Genomic DNA, 20917 nt, shown 5'->3' with positions numbered 1-20917 from the left:
AAAATTCATCCGCGCGGCACGGAATTCTACCGCTCAAATTTCACGGCGCAAAATTCCTCAGCACAAAATTTACCGATAGAATTCAGCTCGTAATTTAAAATTTCAAAATTCCGCGCCGCGAAATTTATGCCGAAGAATTCCGCGTTCCAATCGGCACGGAATATCTGCTGCCCGAGCCGCGCATAAAATTCTACGCTTTAAAATTCCAAGCTGCGAAATTTCACCGGCAAAATTTTATGTCGCAAAACCCCGCACCCTAAAATTTAAAAGCAGCTCTTGCTACAAAATTCCGCGAGCTTAATTTATGCTGCCGCAGCGGTATTTGCCTGCTACGAAGGTGATTTTATCGCGGATCTGAGCGATCTGTCTTAGCGCCTCCGCCAAGAAATCCACGTCGCTTTCGTCATGGATGAACGAGAAGCTAGCCCGCACCCAAGCGGGTTTGCGCGACATTTCGGTATCGGGTTGTAAACCGAGTAGATCAAAGCCGTAAGGTGCTGCACAGTCGCAGCCTGCGCGGGTCTGGATCTCAAATTTCTGCCCGAGCACCCCGGCTAGCGCGTCTGCGCCGAGACCTTTCATATTAAAAGCAAAGATCGGCACGCGCGGCGCGGTAAGATTGCCGTAAATTTCAATCTCGGGGATTTTTGGAATTTCACTTATGAAGCGCCTGCAGATCGCCTCTTCGCGCGATTTGATCGCCTCTAGTCCCGCGCTTTTGCGAAGCTTTAGAGCAAGATAGGTTCGTACCAGCGCGATGATGCCCGGCGTGCCCGCCTCTTCTAGGCGCTCCTTATCGATTATAAAGCGCTGCGTTAGGGCATCTGCGTATTTGATCGTGCCGCCTCCCGCGAATGTCGGCTCCTCGCCGCGCAAAAGCTCCTTTCGCACCGCCAAAATCCCGCTAGCGCCCACGCCGCCCAAAAGCTTGTGCGCGCCGAAAAACACTCCGTCGCAAAAGCTGGTATCTACGTTTTCGTGCGCGATGAGCGCGCTAGCATCCACAAACAGCCGCCCGCCGTGCGCTTTTAGCATCAAGTAAGCGCGCTTGTAGTCTATCTTAAGCCCCGTCACGTTTGATGCCGCGGTAAGCACGCCGTAAATTTCGCGCCCTTTGTTTGCTGATAGTATTTCGCCCAAGCGCGCAAAATCCATCAGCCCGCTTGGATCCGGCGGCACGCGCACGACCTCGCAAAGCCCCTGCCTTAGGCTAATTTCAACGGAGTGATGCTCAAAAGGCGAGATGATGAAAAGCGGCAGCTCTTTTATGCTCTCGCGCCGCAAGCCGAACCTGTCTCGCGTAGCAGGCGGCAGGTAGATGCCTAGAATTTCCCAGAGCTTCTTTATCGCCGCAGTCGCGCCGAAACCGCAGGAGATCAGGTAGTAGCGCTCCTCGCAGCCCAGAAGCTCTTTGATTTTGGCTCTTGCATTTTCGTAGTAATCGCTCGTGATCTCGGCGCTCTCTCCGCCTGCGGAGTGGACGTTGGCATATGTTGCAAGCACGCGCTCGATCTCTGCTTCTATAGGGCGATACGCAAGGCCCGAGGCGGCGCAATCGAAGTATTTGACCCCTTCTTTTAAGATGATGTTTTCTTTGATCGTTAGAAAATCCAAAGCGCGACTCCAAAATTTTTGCAAATTATATCCAAACTCGCTAAAATTACGCCCGCAAGGAGGGCGAAATTTACGAGTTAAAAGACACTGCGCGAAATTTAGGCGATGTTGGTATCGACGCGATTTTGCAGTTTCATTTCGTATTTGACGAGATAGGTTGCATAAGCGGCTACGCGGACGTTTTCGAAGCGATCGAAAATGAAATTTTGCTCTGCTTTGAACGTCTCGGCGAGCGTTTTAAATTCGGCGGCGAGTGCGAAGAGCAGATCAAAAAAGCGCTGATGAAATTCGCTAGAAGCGACCGCAAAAAAATAGGAATTTCAAAAATCTTGCCGCGATTTACAGCGCAAAAAATCACCGCAGATCTCATAAACGCGAAGTTTCTAATCACCGAAAAATCAAGCGAGCAAAGGGCGCAAAAAGCCCGTAAAAACGACCGCCTCCCGCGCGCGCTGCGCCGCTACCATATCACGGACAAGGTCCATTTCAGCAGCAACTTTGCGAGGTTTTGGTTTAGATTTATCGAGCCGAACCTGCCCGCGCTGCGACGTGGCGAAATAGGGCGCGTGCTAAGCCTGATCAAAGCGGATTTCAACGCCTACGCGGGGCTCGGGTTTGAAATTTTAAGCAAAGAGTTGCTCGCGAAGTATTTAAATTTAGAGATTTCGCAAATTTCGAGCTTTTGGAACAAAGAGGTCGAGATCGACATCTACGCGAAATTTGAGAGCTTTTGCATCGCGGGCGAGTGCAAATACAAGGAGCGAAAAATTTCAAAAAACGTGCTAAACGAGCTAATGTTAAAATGCGAAAAAGCGTGCCTCGCGCCCGATCTACTCGCGCTGTTTTCCAAAAGCGGCTTTAGCGGCGAACTACGAAACCTAAAAAACGATAAAATTTTACTCTTTTCGCTTGATGATTTTAAAATTTTACTTTGAACTGCGCGCTAAAAAAGCCCGATGGCAGCGCATATAATTACACGCCCAAGCAAATCGCTTGGGCGTGCTTTTAGAAGATGTATCGTTTTAAATTTAGAATTGCCGGGTTACAATCAATATAAAATTTCAGCTCGCACACAAACCTCGCGCCCTAAATTCCGTAAATTCAGACTATTTTTTCACCTTGATCACGTATGGGACTGATTTGATCACGCCTTTGGAAAAGAGCGTCTTGGTGTCCGCATACACGGCGTCAAGCTCGGCCTTTGAGACGTCCGCATCGCCTACCTGCACGTCCTTGTTATAGTATTTCTCGATCACGTCGATCGCGCCCTTTTGATCGCTCGGAGAGAGGGCTTTTAGACGCTTTAAAATCAGCGCCGATTTGATAAACGCGCTCTTGCCGTGCACCGGCGCAAAGATCAATTTTACGTTGCTATTGCGAAGGTGCTTCGTGATCCTTTTCATCTCCTCGGCGCAGTACGGACACTCCGGATCGCCTACGATATAGGTCATATAGGGGTTGTTTTTATCAAACGACTCGATATAGGCGAATCTCGCGGGATTTATGCTCTTTAGCAGCTCAAGCGCGGCGGCGTCCCTGGCGTCCTTTAAAATTTGAGTTCTCATCTTAAACAGCGCCGCATCCGCCGCGTCCGCAAATTTGGGCTCCTCAGTTACTGCCACTAGGCTTTTGCCGTCGTCGCTGGCTAAAAATGCCTCTTTTTTATCGCCCGAGCGGACGATTAGTAAATTTAGCCCGTTTAGCGAGTTTAGTTTGTCGATCGAGATGAGCTGAGCGTTTTTATCATTTAGACTTTGCTTTAGGTTTTTTACGAACTCCGCTTCGTTCGCATTCGCGCCAAGCACAAAAGCCGCACACGCAGCCAAAACGTAGATGATTTTTTTCATAGCTTCCCTCCCCTTAAAATTTCGCCAATTATATCAATTTAAAATAAAATTTGTTATAATCGCGCCCTATCAATTTAAGGAGAAATTTATGGCTTATTCAATGGGCGATCTAAAAAAAGGTCTAAAAATCGAGGTGGACGGAATTCCGTTTAAAATCATAGAATACCAACACGTAAAACCGGGCAAAGGGCCAGCTTTCGTGCGCGTTAAAATAAAATCTTTTATAGATGGCAAAGTGCTTGAAAAGACCTTCCATGCGGGCGATAAATGCGAAGCGCCGAATCTTGAGGAAAAAGAGATGCAGTATCTCTACGATGACGGCGAGGCGTGTCAGTTCATGGATACCGATAGCTACGAGCAAATCGCGATCAGCGACGAGGACGTGGGCGAGGCGAAAAAATGGATGCTAGATGGCATGATGGTAAATATAATGTTTTACAACGGCAAAGCGATCGGCGTGGATGTACCGCAGGTGGTGGAGCTTAAAATCGTAGAAACTGCGCCAAATTTCCGCGGCGATACGCAGGGCAGCAATAAAAAGCCCGCCACGCTTGAGACGGGCGCCGTGGTACAGATCCCATTTCACGTGCTCGAAGGCGAGGTCATCCGCGTAGATACCGTCCGCGGCGAGTATATCGAGCGCGCGAATAAATAATCCCCCTCCCTGTTTTGCGAAATTTTGATTTCGCAAAAATTCCTCTTTCTTTTAAAATTTATAAACTCCGGACGATAAAATTTAAACCGCGGCCGTTGCGTAAATTTTGATTAAAATAGCTTTTCGAATTCGCCGAAATTCGAGATCATTTAATCTCAATTTTGCGTAGCGCTGATTTTGGCAAAATTTAAAATGGTTTTATGATTAAATTTACGGATTTGAAATTTGAGTATAAAAACGCCCGAAAGCAAATCTTACGACCCGCTTTCAGGCTTTGAGCTAGGCTGCAACTTTAATTAGATTTAAAATTTCACCTTCACTTGGGAAACGAGGCTTAGCAAAATCTTTATTGAAGAAAAGCTTTCTGCCGTCAACTTCTACTAGAAAGTCTCCGCTGCCACCAGGGGCCAACTCGACAACTGCATCCTTATAGACGCTTGTTATTTCATCTCTCACACGGAGAGCTTGCGGTCTATAAGATCAAGAATTACAATAAGTAATTACAACCTTCATCTTTATTCCTTTCTAAAAAAAGTGCCACATTGTAGCCAAACTAGCTTAAATTTTAATATAAAAGTTGGGGTTCCGCGCGCCTCAGCATTTAAAATTTACGAGCGAATTTCACCATTTGCAAAGCTTGGAATTTCACTGCTGTGAGCCCAAGGCTAGTCCTCAAATTTTAAAATTTCATCGTAGCAGAGATAAAAATCGCAGCCGTGCGCGCGGAATTTCTTATCGCCGTGAAAGTGTCCGAAATACCACCGCGCAGGCTTTATGAGCTCAAAGATTCTCTCTAAATACTCAGACGTTTTATCGGGAGTACTTTTGCCACACCAAAGGTATTCTTTTAAAAATTTCATCGCAAACCCCGGCGCCGTGTGGCTTAGCACCGCGTCTATTCGCCCACCCGTAGCGATGAAATCGCGCGCATTTCGCATCGCGCAAGCAAACTCCTCCTCGCTTGGAATCTCGCGCGCCCACCAGCTAAGCCCCGGTATCCGATGTGCCTTATCGACGCTAAGCGCGCCGCCGAAACACAAAAATTGTCGCTCTGCAATCTCGTAAATTTCGCCGCGCCGCAGCCAAAAAATATTCTCGCCGCCCACGCCCACGGTGCCTCCGAATTTCCGCTCGCGCGGCAGCTCGTCCAACATATCGAAATTTTCATGGTTGCCGTCTATGAAAAGAAGCGTGGCAGGGAAATATCTTTCTATATTTTTGCGCGCCATAAACTCATCTATCCGCTCGCTCCAAAACAGCCCAAAATCTCCGAGCACGATGACGAAATCATCGGCGCTAAGCCCGCCCGCAAAGGCTTTGTTCGTTATTTTACCGATCTCGTTTATTCCGTGCGTATCACCGCAAAGATATATCATCTGCCTCTCCTTTTTTGCTTTCTTAAATTTAACTCGCCGCGCTTTGTCGCAACCCATGCGAATGAAATTTTAAGCGCTAAATTTTACGCAGCGCACACCGCACAGACCTTTCGCCCCTAGCCGTAACCACATAAATTTAATCCAAATTAAAAGCGTAAATTTGGGCGACATATTTTAAAAGCACAGGCATCAAGCCTATCGACGCGTAAATTTAAAGCCGCAGCTTCTGATTTAAATTCCGCGGCGCAGATTTAAGCGGCGAAATCCAAGTAGGCGCAGCTTTGCTTACTGCCGCTAAATTTTAAATTTAGCGACGAATTTTGTAAATTTATAGCGAACCACATAAATTTAGCGGCGGATTGTGCAATTTCTACAAAGAGCTTTGTAAATTTTCACAACGAACTTTATAAATTCCACGGCGAGCCGCCTAAATTTAAAGATTAAATTTAAAGCCTGCCGCGCAATTTCGTCGCTAGCGCTGCGCCGATTTTTTCGTAGCCCTCTTTTTGCAAGTGGATTTCGTCAGGGCGGATCAGCCCACGCTCGCGCCAGCCGCGCCAGCCGCCATCCTCATCCATAAGACCGGCTATGTCGTAAAACATCGCCCCTTCGTCTCGCGCCAGATGCGCTAGCACCTCCGCAGCGCGTGAGGCGTTTGGCACTTTAGGGCTTCGCGGCGGCGCTACGAGCAGGATTTTTGCGCCCGGGCTCGCGGAGTGGACGCTACGAATAAGTCCGCGGATGCTCTGATAAAATTTTTGCTCGTCAAATTTCGGATCCATCGCATCGTTTGTGCCATAAGCGATGACTACGAGATCGTATCTAAGTCCCGAAAAATCCCTACCAAAGGCATCTGCACCCCATTTTTCGTAGAGGTTGCTAAACGCGCCGTTACTCGCGCAAGAGTCCGCAAAGCGCGCGTTTTTACGATAAATTTTATATCCTCCAAGCTCTGCTCCATCACGCAGCGATCGAATTTCGATCGGAAATCTAAGTCGCATCTTAGAATACTCCCATTTCTGCGGCACTTCTTGCGAAATATACGCGCTTAGCCCACTTGCATCGCGCACGCGAAAAATCTCGCCGCCCTGATCCGATTTATGTAAAATTTCGACGTAAAAATCGCCGCTAAGCTGCTTTAGCTCCAGTCGCACATTAGCGCCCTTTTTGCCGGTAGCGATCACTCCGCATAGTGGGAAATCGGGGTCTTGCTCGGTGCGGGATGAGATTACATTAAAGCCGCTTTGCTTAAATTCTATATTTTCGCTTTTGTGATATTTAGGCATCATTGCAGGCACGAAGCCGACGCTGTTTTGCACGAAAAAACCATGCCTGAAAGCATCTATCAGCGCGTCGCTTCCTAAATGCGAATCGCCAAAAAATTTCACTCCAAAGCCCGCAGAGCTTTTTGCATTTGCGGAATTTATGCCGCGAACGCCTGCGTTTGCTGCACATCCGCCTAATAAAGCGGCAAATAAAATGACCATAAACTTACTCAACTTCTATCCTTGATAAAATTTCTTTCGCTACCGCTTCGCAACCCTCTTTGCTCATATGAATGCCGTCGTCTTGGCGCACGCGCACGAGCTTGGAGCCGCTTTGCAGATAGGTTTTATAGACGCCTTTTTCGCACACCAGCGGGGTTGTTTGCATAAAATACCCGCCAAGCACCATACTAGCGTCGGCATATATTTGATTTAGCAGCTGCGTTTTCTCCTCAAAATCCGGCTTTTGCATACACGGCATCGCTAGCCACAGCACTCCCGCGCCGTGCGAGTGCGCCGTATCGTAGATCTCGCGCACCCTTGAAGCGTAAAACTCTCGCCAACGCGGCGTTTTAATACCATAGGTTTTGCCGCCCGCGCGGTACTCCCAGACGTCATTGGCTCCCAGAAGCACAACTACGAGCTTAACGCCGCCATTCTCTCTAAGCGCGGTATCGAGCGTCTTTTGCCAGTCAAAGGATTTCTTACTCGCAAGCCCCGTCGATTGCTTGCTAAGATCGATCACCCTCAGGCTTCGCTTCGGGAAAAATTTCTTAGCGTTCATCCCCACGTATTGCATCAGGCTATCGCCCATAAAAAGTACCTCATCACCTGCATTTAGGCGGATTTTGCCATCGTCGCTAAGCGAAATTTTAGCATCAATCTCCGCGGAGCTTTGCGTCGTTAAATTCTGCTCCAAAGCCTGCGAAGCAGGGAGTTGAGAATTGGAATTTTCGCCGCTTTGCAAGGTTGCGCTTGCCGTGACGGGATTTTGCGACGCAGAGGAGCTGTGCGGCACAGAGCTTGTTGTAGTCTGGCTTTGTGACACGGAATTTTGCGAAGTAGAATTTTGAGGGATGGAATTTTGTTCGTAAGGCTCCTGCGCAGAATCGCGCGTTTTTAAATGATGCGTAGAATTATTTAAGGCAGAATTCTTTGTAGCATGAGCCTGCGGCTTGCTACCTTGCGGCTTAACGCTTTGCGAAGCATCGTGATCTCGCACCCTCGTGCTTTGCAAAGCTTGATTTTCCGCCATACGATCTTGCGCAGGTTTTTTAAAATTTTTGCTTCCGCTATGCGGACTTGCGTCCTCATCCTTGCTAATGTCCTCGCCTTTGATACGCTGCTCAAGCTTATCTGCGCCATTTGCAATCTTTTCGTAGATCTCTCCGCCTACGCGAAACGGCGAGTGGCGCAGCCATTCTTCTAGCCCAAAGTCATCGTGAAATCGCTGCTCCAAATAATAAAGCAGCGAGCCTTGCATAAAAAATGCTGAGAAAAGCAGCGCAAAAAGCAGAGTCGAAACAAACCTAAGCATCTAAAATCCTGCGTAGATGAAATTTGGAATTCCGCTTGGCATCAGCGCGAAAATCAGCGTGAATATCACGCCGAGCACGAGAGCTTTAGGTAAAAACGGCAGCTCGGCAAAAAGCGCGATCAAAGTATCTTTAAGAGCTGAAATTTTAGGATAAACAAAAATCCCCGCTAAAATCACCGCAAGCGCCGCTAGCTCGCTAATATCTCCGAAAGCTCGTGCGCGGGTAAAAGCGCTCAAAATCGCCGCCGCATCTGTAAGGGAATTGGCGAAAAAAATCCAAGCGAAACTTACAAAAATATAGGTGCAAAATAGCGCCAAATGTGGATTTAGCGGCTTTACGCCCACTTTGGCAAGACATTTTAAAAATACAAGCGCCACTCCGTGCAAAAGCCCCCAAATCAAAAAATTTAATCCCGCGCCATGCCAGATACCAGATAGCGCAAACGCGATTAGCAAATTTACGCAGGTGCGCGCAAAGCCATTGCGCGAGCCGCCGAGCGGGATATAAATATAATCGCGTATAAACGTGGATAAGCTGATATGCCAGCGATCCCAAAACTCGCCTAAATTCTTAGCCGCATAGGGCATATTAAAATTCTGAGGCAGCTTAAAGCCCATCGCAAGCCCAAGAGCCCGCGCCATATCGATAAAGCCGCTAAAATTCGTATAAAGCACCACGCCATAAAGTAGCAGTGCAGCTAGAATTTGCGCCGCGGAGGACTCAGGCTCATCGCCGTAAACGCCCGAAATCACATCGCTATAATACACGCCCAAATAGCCGCTAATAAGCAACATCTTAACTAAGGCAAAAATTATAAGCACATAAATTTCATCGGCATTGCCAAAGTGCTTGAAGCGATCAAACTGCGGCAGTACTGGCTCTACGCCCTTGGCAGCGCTAGCGCGCCCGATAGGACCCATCACGACGCTAGGGAAAAACGCTAAAAAGCACGCCAAGCTCAAAAAGCCCTGCTCGCCGCATTCGCGCCTATAAACCGAGACGAAATAGGTGATCGACATAAAAACATAATATGAAATTCCAAGCGGAAACGCCACGCTATCTACGGCACCTAGGTGCAGTGCGGCAAGCGCGGCATTGAAAAACTCCCTGACGTAGCCGTAATATTTAAAAAATGCGAGAAAAAATAAGCCGCAAGCAACCGCCGCAAGCATCACCGCACGCGCCTTCGCAGTTGGTAACGGAATCTGCTTCGCTAACCCCGCTTCTTGCACCTGCTTGACTATGCCAGCTTGTTTTGTTGCGCTCATCTGCTTGGCTGCCGCTTTACGCGATAGCTTTTTCTTGCGCGAAGACTGCTTTGCGGGCGGTATGGCTTTTGCGACTACGCGATTAGCGCGCGCGATACACACACCTGCAAAATATACGAAAGCACTATAGGCCGCAAGTACCAGCGCAAAGCGCGGATTTACGGAGCACATGAAGCCATAGCTTGCTAACAGGATCAGGATTTTTTGCGCGAAAATATGATTTTTGAGCGTCCAATAAACGATTAAAAACACTAAAAAAGCAAGGACAAACTCAGGCGAAAAAAATGTCATTCAATCTTTCCAATTTAAATTTTTAAAGCTCTTGCGGCTTTTAAACGCTCGCGGCGCGAAATTTATACGAAGCGAAAAAGCCAAAAACTTTTTTTTAATCGCTTGCAGCGCGAAATTTTATGCGCAGGCACGGCATTGCGCCGCTAAACGCTCTAATAAATCTAGCGTCCAAATCCTTCTTAGATTCACGGACAGCTTGCATGCAAGCCCTTACCACGTGAGCAAAATTCCGCCACAATGGCAAAATTTAAAATGCAAATGAGAGCTCTACACACGAATAAAATTTTTAAACGCGCTGAGCGGTTTGCCATCAAATTCTTACAAAACCTCGCAAACGCAGTCTCATAGGTTCTACCCGCAGGATTTCAAAATAAGCGCCTTGGATCATGCCATATAAATTAGGCGCGCGACGCCGCTAAAATCCTACGAAATAAGATGAGCTGCCTTTTATCGCAACTATGAGGGCCAAAATTCTACAAAATAAAATCTAAAAGCCTAAATTTTGCAGCGATGATAAAATTCCGCCTGTTAAAATCTGCCGCGCAAAATTACTAAGTAAAATCTCACTTTAAGGCGTGATAGAAACCATCTAAAAGCTGCGCCTTATGAGCCAAAATCATAGCTTTTAATTTTTACTACAAATTGCAAAACCTACGCCACCATAAAGTCTCTTTTAAATTTCGTGGCAGCGTAAATGCGCCTTGCGCCAGCCTCGCTCTTTCGAACAAAACGCAAGTTAAAATCAATGAGTTCCGCGTCGTAAAATTTTGGCTCTAACTCGAATTTAACGCGACGCAACTTCAGGTTAGCCAGGCGAAATTAGTCATAAATTAATGCGGCTACATAGATTTTGACTTGGCTGAAATTTAACGTAGCAGAGCCGAATCTCGCTTCGTAACCTAGCCATTCTAACGAGATAATGTAAATTTTAATTTGCAATTTAAAATTTCTAGCGCAACGATACCAGCTTTAGCTTGCGTTTTGAAATTCTAATTTAGCGGCGCGAGTAGCTCATAAAACGCCGCGTAAAATTGCAAATTTCAGCGTTTTTTATTAGGCTAGCGAAGAGGTCTGTGTGCGCAAGAACTGGTTTGCGAAAATTTTAAAATTTTATCGCTTACCTCAACCTGCCTTTAGGGCAATCGCGATAAAATTTACGCTCTGCGTCTCAAGCAAGCAGGCAGTTGCGATGAAATTCCAAGCTAGCAGTCGAGATGAAATTTTACGCCGCATTTTCAAGAAATGTCCGTCTCTGTGCGCCTGTAAAAGCCGTAAAACTTGCACTAAATTTCACATCGCCGTATTACTTAGCAGCTATCAAATATGCTTGCCAAGCAGACGCGGTGAAATTTCATACTACCTTTTAATACTCGCTCGAAGTAAAATTTCGCGCAGCTGTTTTAACGGTCCATACTCGAAATAAACGTTCCACATAATTCTATCGCAAAATGGCTGCCGGGTGGAATTTTGCCCGACAGCAAAGTTTTTTTGCGCTAGATTTATGCTTCTGCGCGGATTATCCTTACCGCTTCGACCATATTTTTTAGGCTCGGGCGGACCTCCTCCCATTTGCGGGTTTTTAGGCCGCAGTCCGGATTGATCCACAGCTGCTTTTTCGGAAGTACCTCAAGCAGCGCGCGGATCTGGCTTACGAGTTCCTGTACACTAGGAATTCGCGGGCTATGGATGTCGTAAACGCCCGGACCGACCTCTTGCTTATAGCCGACCGATTTGAAAACTCGAAGCAGCTCGTTGCCACTGCGAGCAGTCTCGATGCTGATGACGTCGGCATCCATCGCCTCTATCGTTTTGATTATGTCGTTAAACTCCGAATAGCACATATGCGTATGAATCTGCGTGTGAGCACTTGCGGCGCTGACAGCGAGCTTAAAAGCACTAACGGCGAATTTTTCATACGCAGGGATGTTTTCGGATCTAAGCGGGTAACCCTCTTTAAACGCAGCCTCGTCCACCTGAACGATCTTGATACCTGCGTCTTGCAGATCCGAAATTTCATCAAAAATCGCAAGTGCGAGCTGTTTTACTATCTGATCGCGAGGCTTATCGTCGCGCACGAAGCTCCAGTTCATCATCGTAACAGGTCCCGTTAGCATACCTTTCATAATCTTTTTAGTGCGGCTTTGGGCGTATTTGATCCACTCTACGGTCATCGGTTTTGGGCGGCTGACGTCGCCGAAAAGTAGTGGCGGTTTCACGCAGCGGCTGCCGTAGCTCTGTACCCAGCCGTTGGCGCTAAACGCATATCCGCTCATCTGCTCGCCGAAATACTCGACCATATCGTTGCGCTCCGGCTCGCCGTGAACCAGCACGTCCAGGCCGATCTCATCTTGAAATTTGACGCAGTCGTCGATGTAGGCTTTGATGTCGCGCTCGTAGGCTTCGCGGCCAATTAAGCCCTTTTTATAGGCATTTCGGACTTGTCGAAGCTCAGCAGTCTGCGGAAAGGAGCCGATCGTAGTGGTAGGTAAAATTCCATATCCAAGCTCTTTTTTCTGCACCTTGATGCGATCCTCGTAGCGATCGGTGCGCTCAAGCTTACTTAGCGAGTTCACGCGAGCAGAGACCTTCTCGTCGTGGATGAGCGGCGAGCTCTCGCGAGTTTTGGCAGATTTTTGATTTTCTTCGTAAGCTTTCATGCCGTGCTCGCACATCGGAATTTCAAAGAACATATGGGTTAAAATCGAAATTTCGCTTAGTTTTTCGACTGCGAAACTTAGCCAGGACTTAATCTCGGCGCTTAGTTTGCCCTCATATTTTAGCGTGAAAGGCACGTGCAAAAGCGAGCAGGAGGCGCCCACATAGATACGCTCCTTAGGCACGTAGGCCTCGATAGCTTTGAGTTGGGCTAGCTTTTTATCGATATCGCTCTTCCAGATATTGCGCCCGTCGATCACGCCTGCGAAAAGCACGGTCTTAGCGTCTTTTAAAGTCTCAAGCTCTTTTTTGATATTCTCTTTGCTTGCGTAAACGAAATCAAGCCCGATCGCCCATACATCGGTCTTTACTATCTCGCGTACGGCCTCGGTCGCGTGCTCGAAATAGGTCATAAAGATGATTTTTACGTTGCTTGCAGCCTTGCTTAGTCGCTGATAAACAGGCTCGATCTTTGGCGCCAACTCAGCCGCGCGATCTGTCACGAAGATCGGCTCGTCGATCTGAACCACGACCTCGCCATCAAGCTCGCTAAGAAGCTTTAGTAGCTCCTCATATTTCGCGGCAAGAGCCTCTAAATGCGCGAGCGGATCGCTTTTGTCGCTTGATTTGCTAAGCGCAAGATAGGTAATAGGTCCGATTAAATTTATCTTTAGCGCGCAGGAATCCTTAAAATCGTTATTTTTCGCAGCCTTGTACTCGCTTAAAATTTTACTAGGATTTAGGTTAAATTCCGTATATGCAGAGATCTCGGGCACGATATAGTGGTAGTTTGTGTTAAACCACTTCGTCATCTCCATCGCGACCGCGTCTTTGCTGCCGCGCGCCATCGCAAAATACTGCTCATGCGCCGAAAGAGCCGCAAAGCGCTGTGGGATCACGCCGAAAAGCACGCTGGTATCGAGCATCAGATCGTAGTATGAAAAGTCGTTCACGCTAATTAGGCCGCTCCAAGCATCCAGCTGATATTTGATGTGGCGATCTTTTAGCTCTGAGGCGACCCGCTCCAGCGCGTCATAATCGCACTTACCCGCCCAATAGCTCTCCAAAGCCTTCTTTAACTCGCGCTGCTCCCCGATACGCGGAAAGCCCGTAACGTAACTCTTCATCTCTATCCTTTGAGTAAAATTTTGGTATGAAAGTATTGATTTTATCTAAAATTTCTTTTGCCGTCATTAAAATTTTAATCTAATCTCGAAAATGAACGAAATTTCATCCAAAAGCGCAGAGGTGAAATTTCGCCGATAAAACTCGAGATGGAATTTTTATCGACGGAATTCTATAAGTTAAAATTTGATGATGGAACTTAAAGGCGTTAAATTCATCATAATTTAAACCTCGTCGCAAGATTCTACTAAAGCTTAGTAAAGCCTTGCGACGAAGCTAGCCTTACCTGACACACCGTAAAGCCACTGAGCATCAAGGCTCTATGAAAGCAGCGCAACGCCTCAAAATATGAAAATTCTTAAAATTTATAATTATATCCTGCGTAAACGCCGTATTTTTTACCGTCGTTATCTTCGATATAATCGCCGTCTTTGTACCACGCCTTGCTTGCTTTAAAGCCCATTTCAATCTCACTATTGGAGCCAAACTCATACGCGGTACCTATCTTGCCGCCCAAAATGAAGCCACCCAGCGTATCGTCCGCTCTAACCCAGCCGCCATTGCTATAGTCTATTTTAACTTCAGTATCTAGCACCGAAAGCCCAGTGTAAGCACCTAGGACGAGCTTAAATCTACCGAAAAGCTCCGGCGTAAAATCCGCACCGGCTACGAAATCGTGCGTACTCCATTTAACCTTTCTTTTCGAATTGGCATTCGAGCTGGAATCCTCGCCCTTAAATCCGTAAAAATACCCGCCGTAAGCTCTAAACGTGCCGAAGTCATATCCGGCCTTAACGCCGATTTGCGGCTGTCCGTCATCAAAACCTGCGGCTTGGTTTTTGAAATTGTATCCGCCTTCGCCACCTATGAAAAGTCCCTCCGCCATCGCGCTTACTGCAGCTAAAGAACTAAGAAGCGCCACTTTTGCAACTAATTTTCTCATCTTTACTCCTTTCGGTGAAATTTCAACCTCTATGTTAGCGTTAGCTTATAAAACGTGGTCCAAATTTAAAGTAAATATAACACCCGACAAATAGGAGGGTATTCAACACAACAAGAAATACTAGGCCTTGCAATTCTATACTTCTTATTAGATCTCTAAGCCTACTTTAGCAATCTATAGATCCTCGCAGAATCGGTTAAAGAAACCGGCTCGAATAGCTCTTTGTCGTAATTTTCCAATACAAAAAGCTGGATGAACGTCGAGTTAAAGACCCTTTTATCCAAAACCAAAATCCTTTGATAGTCTGGCAAAAATATAACGAACAAATCGGAGCTTTCATCTACCTGCTTTGATAATTTAACGAGTTTGCCGTCTACTTCGCCTACATGATAGTAGGAGTTAATACTCATTTTTTCACCGTCATGAATCAGATATTCCGGATCAGCGCTAGGCAATGTGCATTCACTGCCCACTATTATGCTCGCTCCGTCTTCACCCATCCTAATGTCATATCCTACATAAGCTAATGGTGTATAAAACTCCTCGCCCGTAGTTATATCTATAGCGGAAAATTTTAAAATATTTGGAAGCATATCCAGCATACGCGGTACGAAGTAATAATATACCTCTCTGGTTTTTTGAGGAAGTTTAAAATTTTTATTTTCCAAGGATTTTAAAAATTTATTGATATCGGGCTCATTATAATCCTTTTGCATCTGAAGCAAACTTGAGCTAAAATTTTCATTCATACGCCTTTCGATATATTCGACATTTAGCCTCGCCATATTAGCCGAACTTATCTGATCTTTATTGAAAGAAAAGGCCGTTAAAAATGCATACTCGCCAAACTGCCTACCCCCGGGATCGGCTACCACTTTTACGTCGGCATAATATCTGATCAAATACCCATAGTCCCACCACGAAACGACATAATCTTCTCTGTTTGCTTTATTTTTCAGCTCGGCGAGCGGGGCCACGGCGCCCCTCATAAGTACTGGCGCGACACGAAATTTATAGATATAATCTAGACTTGGCAGCAGAGCCAAACAAGTAAGCACGATTAGCATAGAATTTTTAAGCCAAGCTCGGATATCAAAATAATTTAAAGTAAAATACAGAAAATAAGCAAAGCCGAAAGCGATCATCGGCGTGATATACATCGTAAATCTAACTCCGCCGAAAAATGCCAAAAATCCAAGTAACAACATCGGCAAAGCCAAAATAAACGAGCGGAATTTAATAAACATAAAAATTAAGCCAGCTATAGCGCATATAAATATAAAAATATTGCCGCTAGAATAGCCCATAAATTTCATAAAATCCGTATTGGCTACTTCGTTGATTGTGCTTCCGACCCCATAGAAATAAAAAGCACCCGATACTTTACCTACGCTCTTGCCGACGTATGCTCTCATTTTGCTTAAGATAGGATCAAGCCCGCCGAAATATATAAATAAAGCAACTACCAAAACACCCAATATCCAAAGAATTTTCTTGTTTTGAGAGCTTGGAATTTTAACCATTACAAAATACAACGACGCGATAAGTGCAATTCTCAGCAATAAAATATAATTTACTATTATTATGTAATCGCCATAGTATGTATTAAAATTTATCACCGCCACCGCCATAAGGATCACGGCTTTGTAATTTATCTCATTTCGTCTATCAAATATCAAAGTGTAAAATAAAAATATGCCCATTATGGCTAAATTTAACGAATACGAGCTCGGATACCACCAGCTATAAAGCGCCATAAAGACCGCGGGCAAGATTAAATTTCGCTGCGAGCCGCTTTGCGTAAGCCTGATTAGAGCCCAGATTGTCAGCATCGGCAGGACGATATTTAGCATATCGCTATCAAAATACCCGCCCAAGGTCCTCATATAATATCCCGGTAATATGGTGGCAAGTAGCGCCGCGATGATGCCTGCGCCTAGGATCTTATACTCTCTTGCTATCAAAATAATCGGCACGGCCACTAGCGGCGCCAAAAATACGCTCATATAGATCGTAATGCTATTTAGGCTGACGGGTAAAATTTTGGTAAGTAAAAATGCTAGAGTTGGGATCGACGCGCCGTATGGGCTAAGATCGCCCGGCTGGTGAAAGCCCGCTATCATATCGCGCGCACCCTCGGCATTCGCAAAGGCGTCGTTTGTGGTCATGATGAGCTCGCCGTCGAAAGAAAACTGCTCAATCCCGCTAGCCCAATATATCCAAAAAAACCTGCACGCCACGCCGAATATATAAACCAGCGTCATGATCAAAAAAATATCCATGCGCGAACATTCGCCGTTTGTAATTCTAAATTTTTGCATCTTTTTCCTTGATTCGCCGTTTGAAGTACCGAGCGGCAGGGTTAAAATTTGCCTCTACAAATTTTACTTGCTTTATCGCACTCGCGTTACATCTTTAACGACATTGTTTAATTTGCGTTTATTATAGCAGAATTTATCGATATTAAAAGCAAAATTTTAAAAACAACTCAAGTTAAGCCGTTTAGAATTTAAATTTGTGATGTGCAATTTTGGCGACCATCAAAAAATACGATATGTAAAGATAGAGATTAAGATGTAAACTAAATATCCAATATAAGGCAGATACAAAACAACACTAAGCCAATAAACATGCGTATATCTAGCATATTATAAATTCCATCTTCTGGGTGCGGAATGAACAAATATAGGACAATAAACATAACGAACGCTTTTAAAAAAATATATAATAACGTTTTATTCATAGGCATATATTTAACGATCTATGCTAGGGCTTGATAGCAGAAACAACCGGTCGTTGCAAGAAACTTACGCCGAGCCGGTGGATTTTTGTGGTTTAGACGAAATTCTCGCCTAATATGCGTCGCACATAAATTTACAGACGGTTTTTGTGCGGAGATTGAGCATGATCGAGCTTAGGCAGCGGCCGTCCTTGTTGCCGCTTAGTAGGCGCACGGCGTCGCCCTCTTTCCACTGTGTGCTGTCGCCCTCGATCGTCCTGTAATGCGCACCGTTAATGACAAGCGACTCGCCGCCTTTTAGCGTTTTATCGATCTTCAGGTCACTTGCGATCTGGCTTAGATCGCCCTTTAGAGCATTTGCGATTAGTTTTTCCTCGGCCTGCTCATGCGTCTTCATCGAGCTTTTAGCAAAGTCCGGCACCTGCAAAGTTTCGGTCTGAGCCGAAGCAAAAACGGCTAGCACGCAAGCGGCGTAAATCAATTTCATATTTTCTCCTCGGTTTTTTCAAAATTGCGGCGATTATAGCAAAGTTTACTTAAAAATTTCGGTCTAAATTTAGCTAGAGTTTAAATTTAAGAAATCGCCCATCTGTTTAAAACAGAACCAAACGCGACGGCAAATTACAAAATTTCGCCGCGATTTAAAATTTGCTTATTAAATACGCAGCAAGCGCGCTTAGTCAAACAAACAGCGCTATGATCCAAGACATCACTCGCGGCGTACCCGCGGAAAATGCCGCAAGCATCGCCGAGGAGAGTATTCCTCTGCCGTATTGCAGCAAGCCTATGAGTGCGGTGGCATTCGAGCGTGAGGCGGATTTTGGGGATGCTAGTTGTGTAACGGAAAGCGGCTAAAACTTTGCTGCTGTTAACTTCAAATTTCTTTTAATCCAAATAAATTATATCAGTTGTCTTGAAACGACTTGCCCAATTTTCTATGGTTTTTGGAATTTTATTTTTGTATCTTTGTTCTGTTGTAAAGTAGTATACTTTTTCTGCATCAGAGTAGGCACCCCAAATTTCTTTATTATCATCTATTATTAAAATCGCAGCATAGTCACTATAGAATCCTGGAACAAATGCGTCAATTATAGTTGCTTTAAAGTCATCAAGATTACCAATGCATACACTGCTACTACCAAAGCATTTTAAAAAATCATCCCATTTGGATTCCGGACTATAGTTTTCTAAATCATGTTTTTCATCTTTAGTGATTAATGCATATATTTTTGATAAAACAAAATCATCTATGATGTCATCATAAAATGTAAAAATATCCTTTTGAAATTCATAAATACCGTCGAAATATGCACCTATGCCACACAAATTTTGACAGTTTATCGGATCTATTTGAATTCCGTCTTTTATTTTCACAAATTTAATTTTACTTTCGCCTTCTTCGAATATAGCTTCATTTTTTGATATAAATTTGGCATATTCATTTTCCCAATATACCCAAATATGCTCCATTTTGAACCATTAAATCAAAAATAAAACCATTTTGTTTTACGTCTTTTATAAATAAAGAGCCCGTATTGCTAGGCACGATACTATCTCGCTCCCATTTACCCCACCATCTTTGATTAAAAACTAATCCGATTTTCTTAATAAAAAAATCTACTATCTCTTTTGGTGTTTTATTTTTGGCACTTATATATGCTAAATTTTCATTAAGACCAGGCAACTCTGTATTATCAAATTTAACTGGAAGTATATATTCTTGGTCTATTTCGTTTAACGCTCTTACTTGAACAGATCTATCTGGTCCACTTTTTATTTTTATATTGCTCGGAAATAAAAACTATTGTGTATTTAGCCTTATTTTGATAGATATCTTGAAGGTATTCAAATAAATTTTTACCCCAAATTTCATCTTGGTTAAAATCATCATAAAATACTTTTACGCCAAAGTTTTTAAGAAAACTGGCAACTTCTTCTACATACTCTCTATTTTCTCCAGCAAATGACAATGCTACATCATACTCGTATATTTTATTTTGTTTCATATTTATCCTTTATGGTTTATATAATGTAAAAAATTAAATTACAAGTATATTATAAGAGTATCACTCCGCTTCATACCTCTCGCCGGGTTTCATTTCTATCATCTCCCACGGTAAACCCTGCTTATTTAGCTCATCCATGAAAGGCTTGGCGTCGAAATTTTCCATATTAAAGACACCCTTTCCGCTCCAGATACCCTTTGCCACCATCATCGAGCCGATCATCGCAGGCACGCCTGTGGTGTAGCTAACGGCCTGTGCGCCCGTCTCGGCGTAGCAAGCCTCGTGATCGCAGACGTTGTAGATGTAGACTTGGCGCTCTTTGTCGTCCTTGAGCCCACGGATCACGCAGCCGATGTTGGTTTTGCCCTTCGTGCGAGGACCAAGGCTCGCAGGATCCGGCAGTAGAGTTTTTAGAAACTGTATCGGCACGATTTTTACACCGTTGTGTTCTACCTCGTCGATGCGTAGCATGCCGACGTTTTCTAGGCATTTCATATGCGTGAGGTAACTCTGTCCGAAAGTCATAAAAAAGCGGATTCGCTTCAGCCCCTTGATGTTTTTTACAAGGCTTTCAAGCTCCTCGTGATAGAGCAGGTAGCTATCTTTGACGCCGACTTTGGGGTAGTCCCATTTGAACATTATTTCCATCGGCTCGGTCTCTTTCCACTCGCCGCGCTCCCAGTAGCGACCCTTTGCGCTTACTTCGCGCAGGTTGATCTCGGGGTTGAAATTCGTCGCAAACGGATATCCGTGATCGCCCGCATTGCAGTCTAAGATGTCGATCTCCCCGATCTCGTCAAAGAGATTTTGCTGTGCGTAGGCGCAAAATACGTTCGTCACGCCCGGATCAAAGCCGCTTCCCAGCAGCGCCATCGTGTTTGCGGCTTTAAACTCGCCGTCCTTCGCCCACTGCAGCTTGTATTCAAATTTTGCGGTGTCCGGGTGCTCGTAGTTTGCGGTGTCGATGTAAGGTATGCCGGCGCGAGAGCACGCATCCATGAGCGTTAGGTCCTGGTACGGCAGCGCCACATTTAAAAGCAAATCGGCGCCCGTTTTTTTTATGAGCGCGACTACGGCGTCGGTGTCGTCCGCGTCGATCTGGGCGGTGCCAATTTGCACGCCTAGGCGGTCTTTTATAAATTTAGCGATCGCGTCGCATTTGCTTTTGGTGCGGCTTGCAAGGGTGATCTTGCTAAAAACGTCCGCGTTCATCGCGCATTTTACGGTCGCGACTTGGCTCACGCCGCCCGCTCCGATGATTAAGATATTTGACATTTGGGCTCCTTTAAATTTTAAATTTTGCTGCAATTTTAGCAAATTTAAGATGAATTTTAAGAGGTGGGGTGCGATTAATCATAGAGTTTGGTTGTAGCCGGGCGCGGAGCGCAAGCCAGCTCTAACAAAAACGCCGAAAGCGACACGGTGCTAAAATTTTACATAGTTAGCAGCATGCCGATTGACGGCGGCACGAGATTAAATTTACCACATTAAATTTACCGCTTTGTATCGCGCGATAAAATTTTAAGCCTTAAAGAGCTAGTTTAAATTTAACATTCCACGGCGAGGCGTGGAGAATTTAAAATTTAAAGTCCCT

The 20917-nt window shown here is 45.2% G+C and carries 18 protein-coding genes; 3 read left to right on the top strand and 15 right to left on the bottom strand.

Annotation, left to right across the window (positions count from 1 at the left end; translation table 11 throughout):
- Positions 1 to 297: 297 nt before the first annotated feature.
- On the bottom strand, positions 298 to 1614 hold the full coding sequence (locus tag Q0174_RS00205) for an aminotransferase class V-fold PLP-dependent enzyme (protein ID WP_298040798.1): 1317 nt from the start codon (positions 1612 to 1614) through the stop codon (positions 298 to 300).
- A 125-nt stretch (positions 1615 to 1739) separates the two neighbouring features.
- On the opposite strand from Q0174_RS00205, the gene Q0174_RS00200 reads away from it, so the two are divergent.
- Positions 1740 to 2549, top strand: a complete 810-nt coding sequence (locus Q0174_RS00200; RefSeq protein ID WP_298040796.1) for a DUF234 domain-containing protein — start codon at positions 1740 to 1742, stop codon at positions 2547 to 2549.
- A 171-nt stretch (positions 2550 to 2720) separates the two neighbouring features.
- Here Q0174_RS00200 and Q0174_RS00195 read toward each other — a convergent pair whose 3' ends face one another.
- Entirely contained in the window at positions 2721 to 3461 is a 741-nt protein-coding gene (locus Q0174_RS00195; protein WP_298040793.1) for a hypothetical protein, read from the bottom strand.
- 88 nt (positions 3462 to 3549) lie between these two features.
- On the opposite strand from Q0174_RS00195, the gene efp reads away from it, so the two are divergent.
- The gene (gene efp, locus Q0174_RS00190) at positions 3550 to 4116 is read left to right on the top strand and encodes an elongation factor P (protein WP_005871146.1); all 567 of its coding nucleotides are present in this window, start codon (positions 3550 to 3552) and stop codon (positions 4114 to 4116) included.
- 279 nt (positions 4117 to 4395) lie between these two features.
- Here efp and Q0174_RS00185 read toward each other — a convergent pair whose 3' ends face one another.
- The 9 genes from Q0174_RS00185 to Q0174_RS00145 form a co-directional block, all read right to left on the bottom strand.
- A complete protein-coding gene (locus tag Q0174_RS00185; protein WP_295098848.1) occupies positions 4396 to 4629 on the bottom strand; it encodes a SelT/SelW/SelH family (seleno)protein in 234 nt (77 codons plus the stop codon).
- 152 nt (positions 4630 to 4781) lie between these two features.
- Positions 4782 to 5492, bottom strand: coding sequence for a metallophosphoesterase (locus Q0174_RS00180; protein ID WP_298040791.1), 711 nt, complete (start codon positions 5490 to 5492; stop codon positions 4782 to 4784).
- A gap of 446 nt (positions 5493 to 5938) precedes the next feature.
- Positions 5939 to 6991: a GDSL-type esterase/lipase family protein gene (locus Q0174_RS00175; protein ID WP_298040789.1), complete on the bottom strand. Its 1053-nt coding sequence runs from the start codon at positions 6989 to 6991 to the stop codon at positions 5939 to 5941.
- Entirely contained in the window at positions 6984 to 8294 is a 1311-nt protein-coding gene (locus Q0174_RS00170) for a DUF459 domain-containing protein (protein ID WP_298040787.1), read from the bottom strand. The genes Q0174_RS00175 and Q0174_RS00170 overlap by 8 nt, the downstream gene beginning before the upstream one ends.
- Positions 8295 to 9854, bottom strand: coding sequence for an MBOAT family O-acyltransferase (locus Q0174_RS00165; protein ID WP_298040786.1), 1560 nt, complete (start codon positions 9852 to 9854; stop codon positions 8295 to 8297). It abuts the gene before it with no gap.
- Positions 9855 to 11353: 1499 nt separating this feature from the next.
- The gene (gene metE / locus Q0174_RS00160; protein WP_298040784.1) at positions 11354 to 13636 is read right to left on the bottom strand and encodes a 5-methyltetrahydropteroyltriglutamate--homocysteine S-methyltransferase; all 2283 of its coding nucleotides are present in this window, start codon (positions 13634 to 13636) and stop codon (positions 11354 to 11356) included.
- A 356-nt stretch (positions 13637 to 13992) separates the two neighbouring features.
- Positions 13993 to 14577: a hypothetical protein gene (locus Q0174_RS00155; RefSeq protein ID WP_298040782.1), complete on the bottom strand. Its 585-nt coding sequence runs from the start codon at positions 14575 to 14577 to the stop codon at positions 13993 to 13995.
- A gap of 161 nt (positions 14578 to 14738) precedes the next feature.
- A complete protein-coding gene (locus tag Q0174_RS00150; RefSeq protein ID WP_298040780.1) occupies positions 14739 to 16898 on the bottom strand; it encodes an STT3 domain-containing protein in 2160 nt (719 codons plus the stop codon).
- Between the two features lie 531 nt (positions 16899 to 17429).
- On the bottom strand, positions 17430 to 17804 hold the full coding sequence (locus tag Q0174_RS00145; RefSeq protein ID WP_298040778.1) for a hypothetical protein: 375 nt from the start codon (positions 17802 to 17804) through the stop codon (positions 17430 to 17432).
- Between the two features lie 209 nt (positions 17805 to 18013).
- On the opposite strand from Q0174_RS00145, the gene Q0174_RS00140 reads away from it, so the two are divergent.
- Positions 18014 to 18172, top strand: coding sequence for a hypothetical protein (locus tag Q0174_RS00140; protein ID WP_297922608.1), 159 nt, complete (start codon positions 18014 to 18016; stop codon positions 18170 to 18172).
- A gap of 30 nt (positions 18173 to 18202) precedes the next feature.
- Here the strand turns inward: Q0174_RS00140 and Q0174_RS00135 are convergent, their stop codons facing one another.
- From Q0174_RS00135 to Q0174_RS00120, 4 genes are all read right to left on the bottom strand, one after another.
- Positions 18203 to 18787: a hypothetical protein gene (locus Q0174_RS00135; protein ID WP_298040776.1), complete on the bottom strand. Its 585-nt coding sequence runs from the start codon at positions 18785 to 18787 to the stop codon at positions 18203 to 18205.
- Positions 18756 to 19001, bottom strand: coding sequence for a hypothetical protein (locus Q0174_RS00130; protein ID WP_298040774.1), 246 nt, complete (start codon positions 18999 to 19001; stop codon positions 18756 to 18758). Before Q0174_RS00130 ends, Q0174_RS00135 begins: the two co-directional genes overlap by 32 nt.
- Before the next feature lie 73 nt (positions 19002 to 19074).
- Positions 19075 to 19323 (bottom strand): TIR domain-containing protein, encoded by a 249-nt coding sequence (locus Q0174_RS00125; RefSeq protein WP_298040772.1) that lies wholly within the window; start codon positions 19321 to 19323, stop codon positions 19075 to 19077.
- Between the two features lie 60 nt (positions 19324 to 19383).
- Entirely contained in the window at positions 19384 to 20598 is a 1215-nt protein-coding gene (locus tag Q0174_RS00120) for a saccharopine dehydrogenase family protein (protein WP_298040770.1), read from the bottom strand.
- Positions 20599 to 20917: the final 319 nt, after the last annotated feature.

It is taken from the genome of uncultured Campylobacter sp. (assembly GCF_937996225.1).
Taxonomy (GTDB): Bacteria; Campylobacterota; Campylobacteria; order Campylobacterales; family Campylobacteraceae; genus Campylobacter_B.
This window is presented reverse-complemented; position numbering and strand designations above follow the sequence as displayed.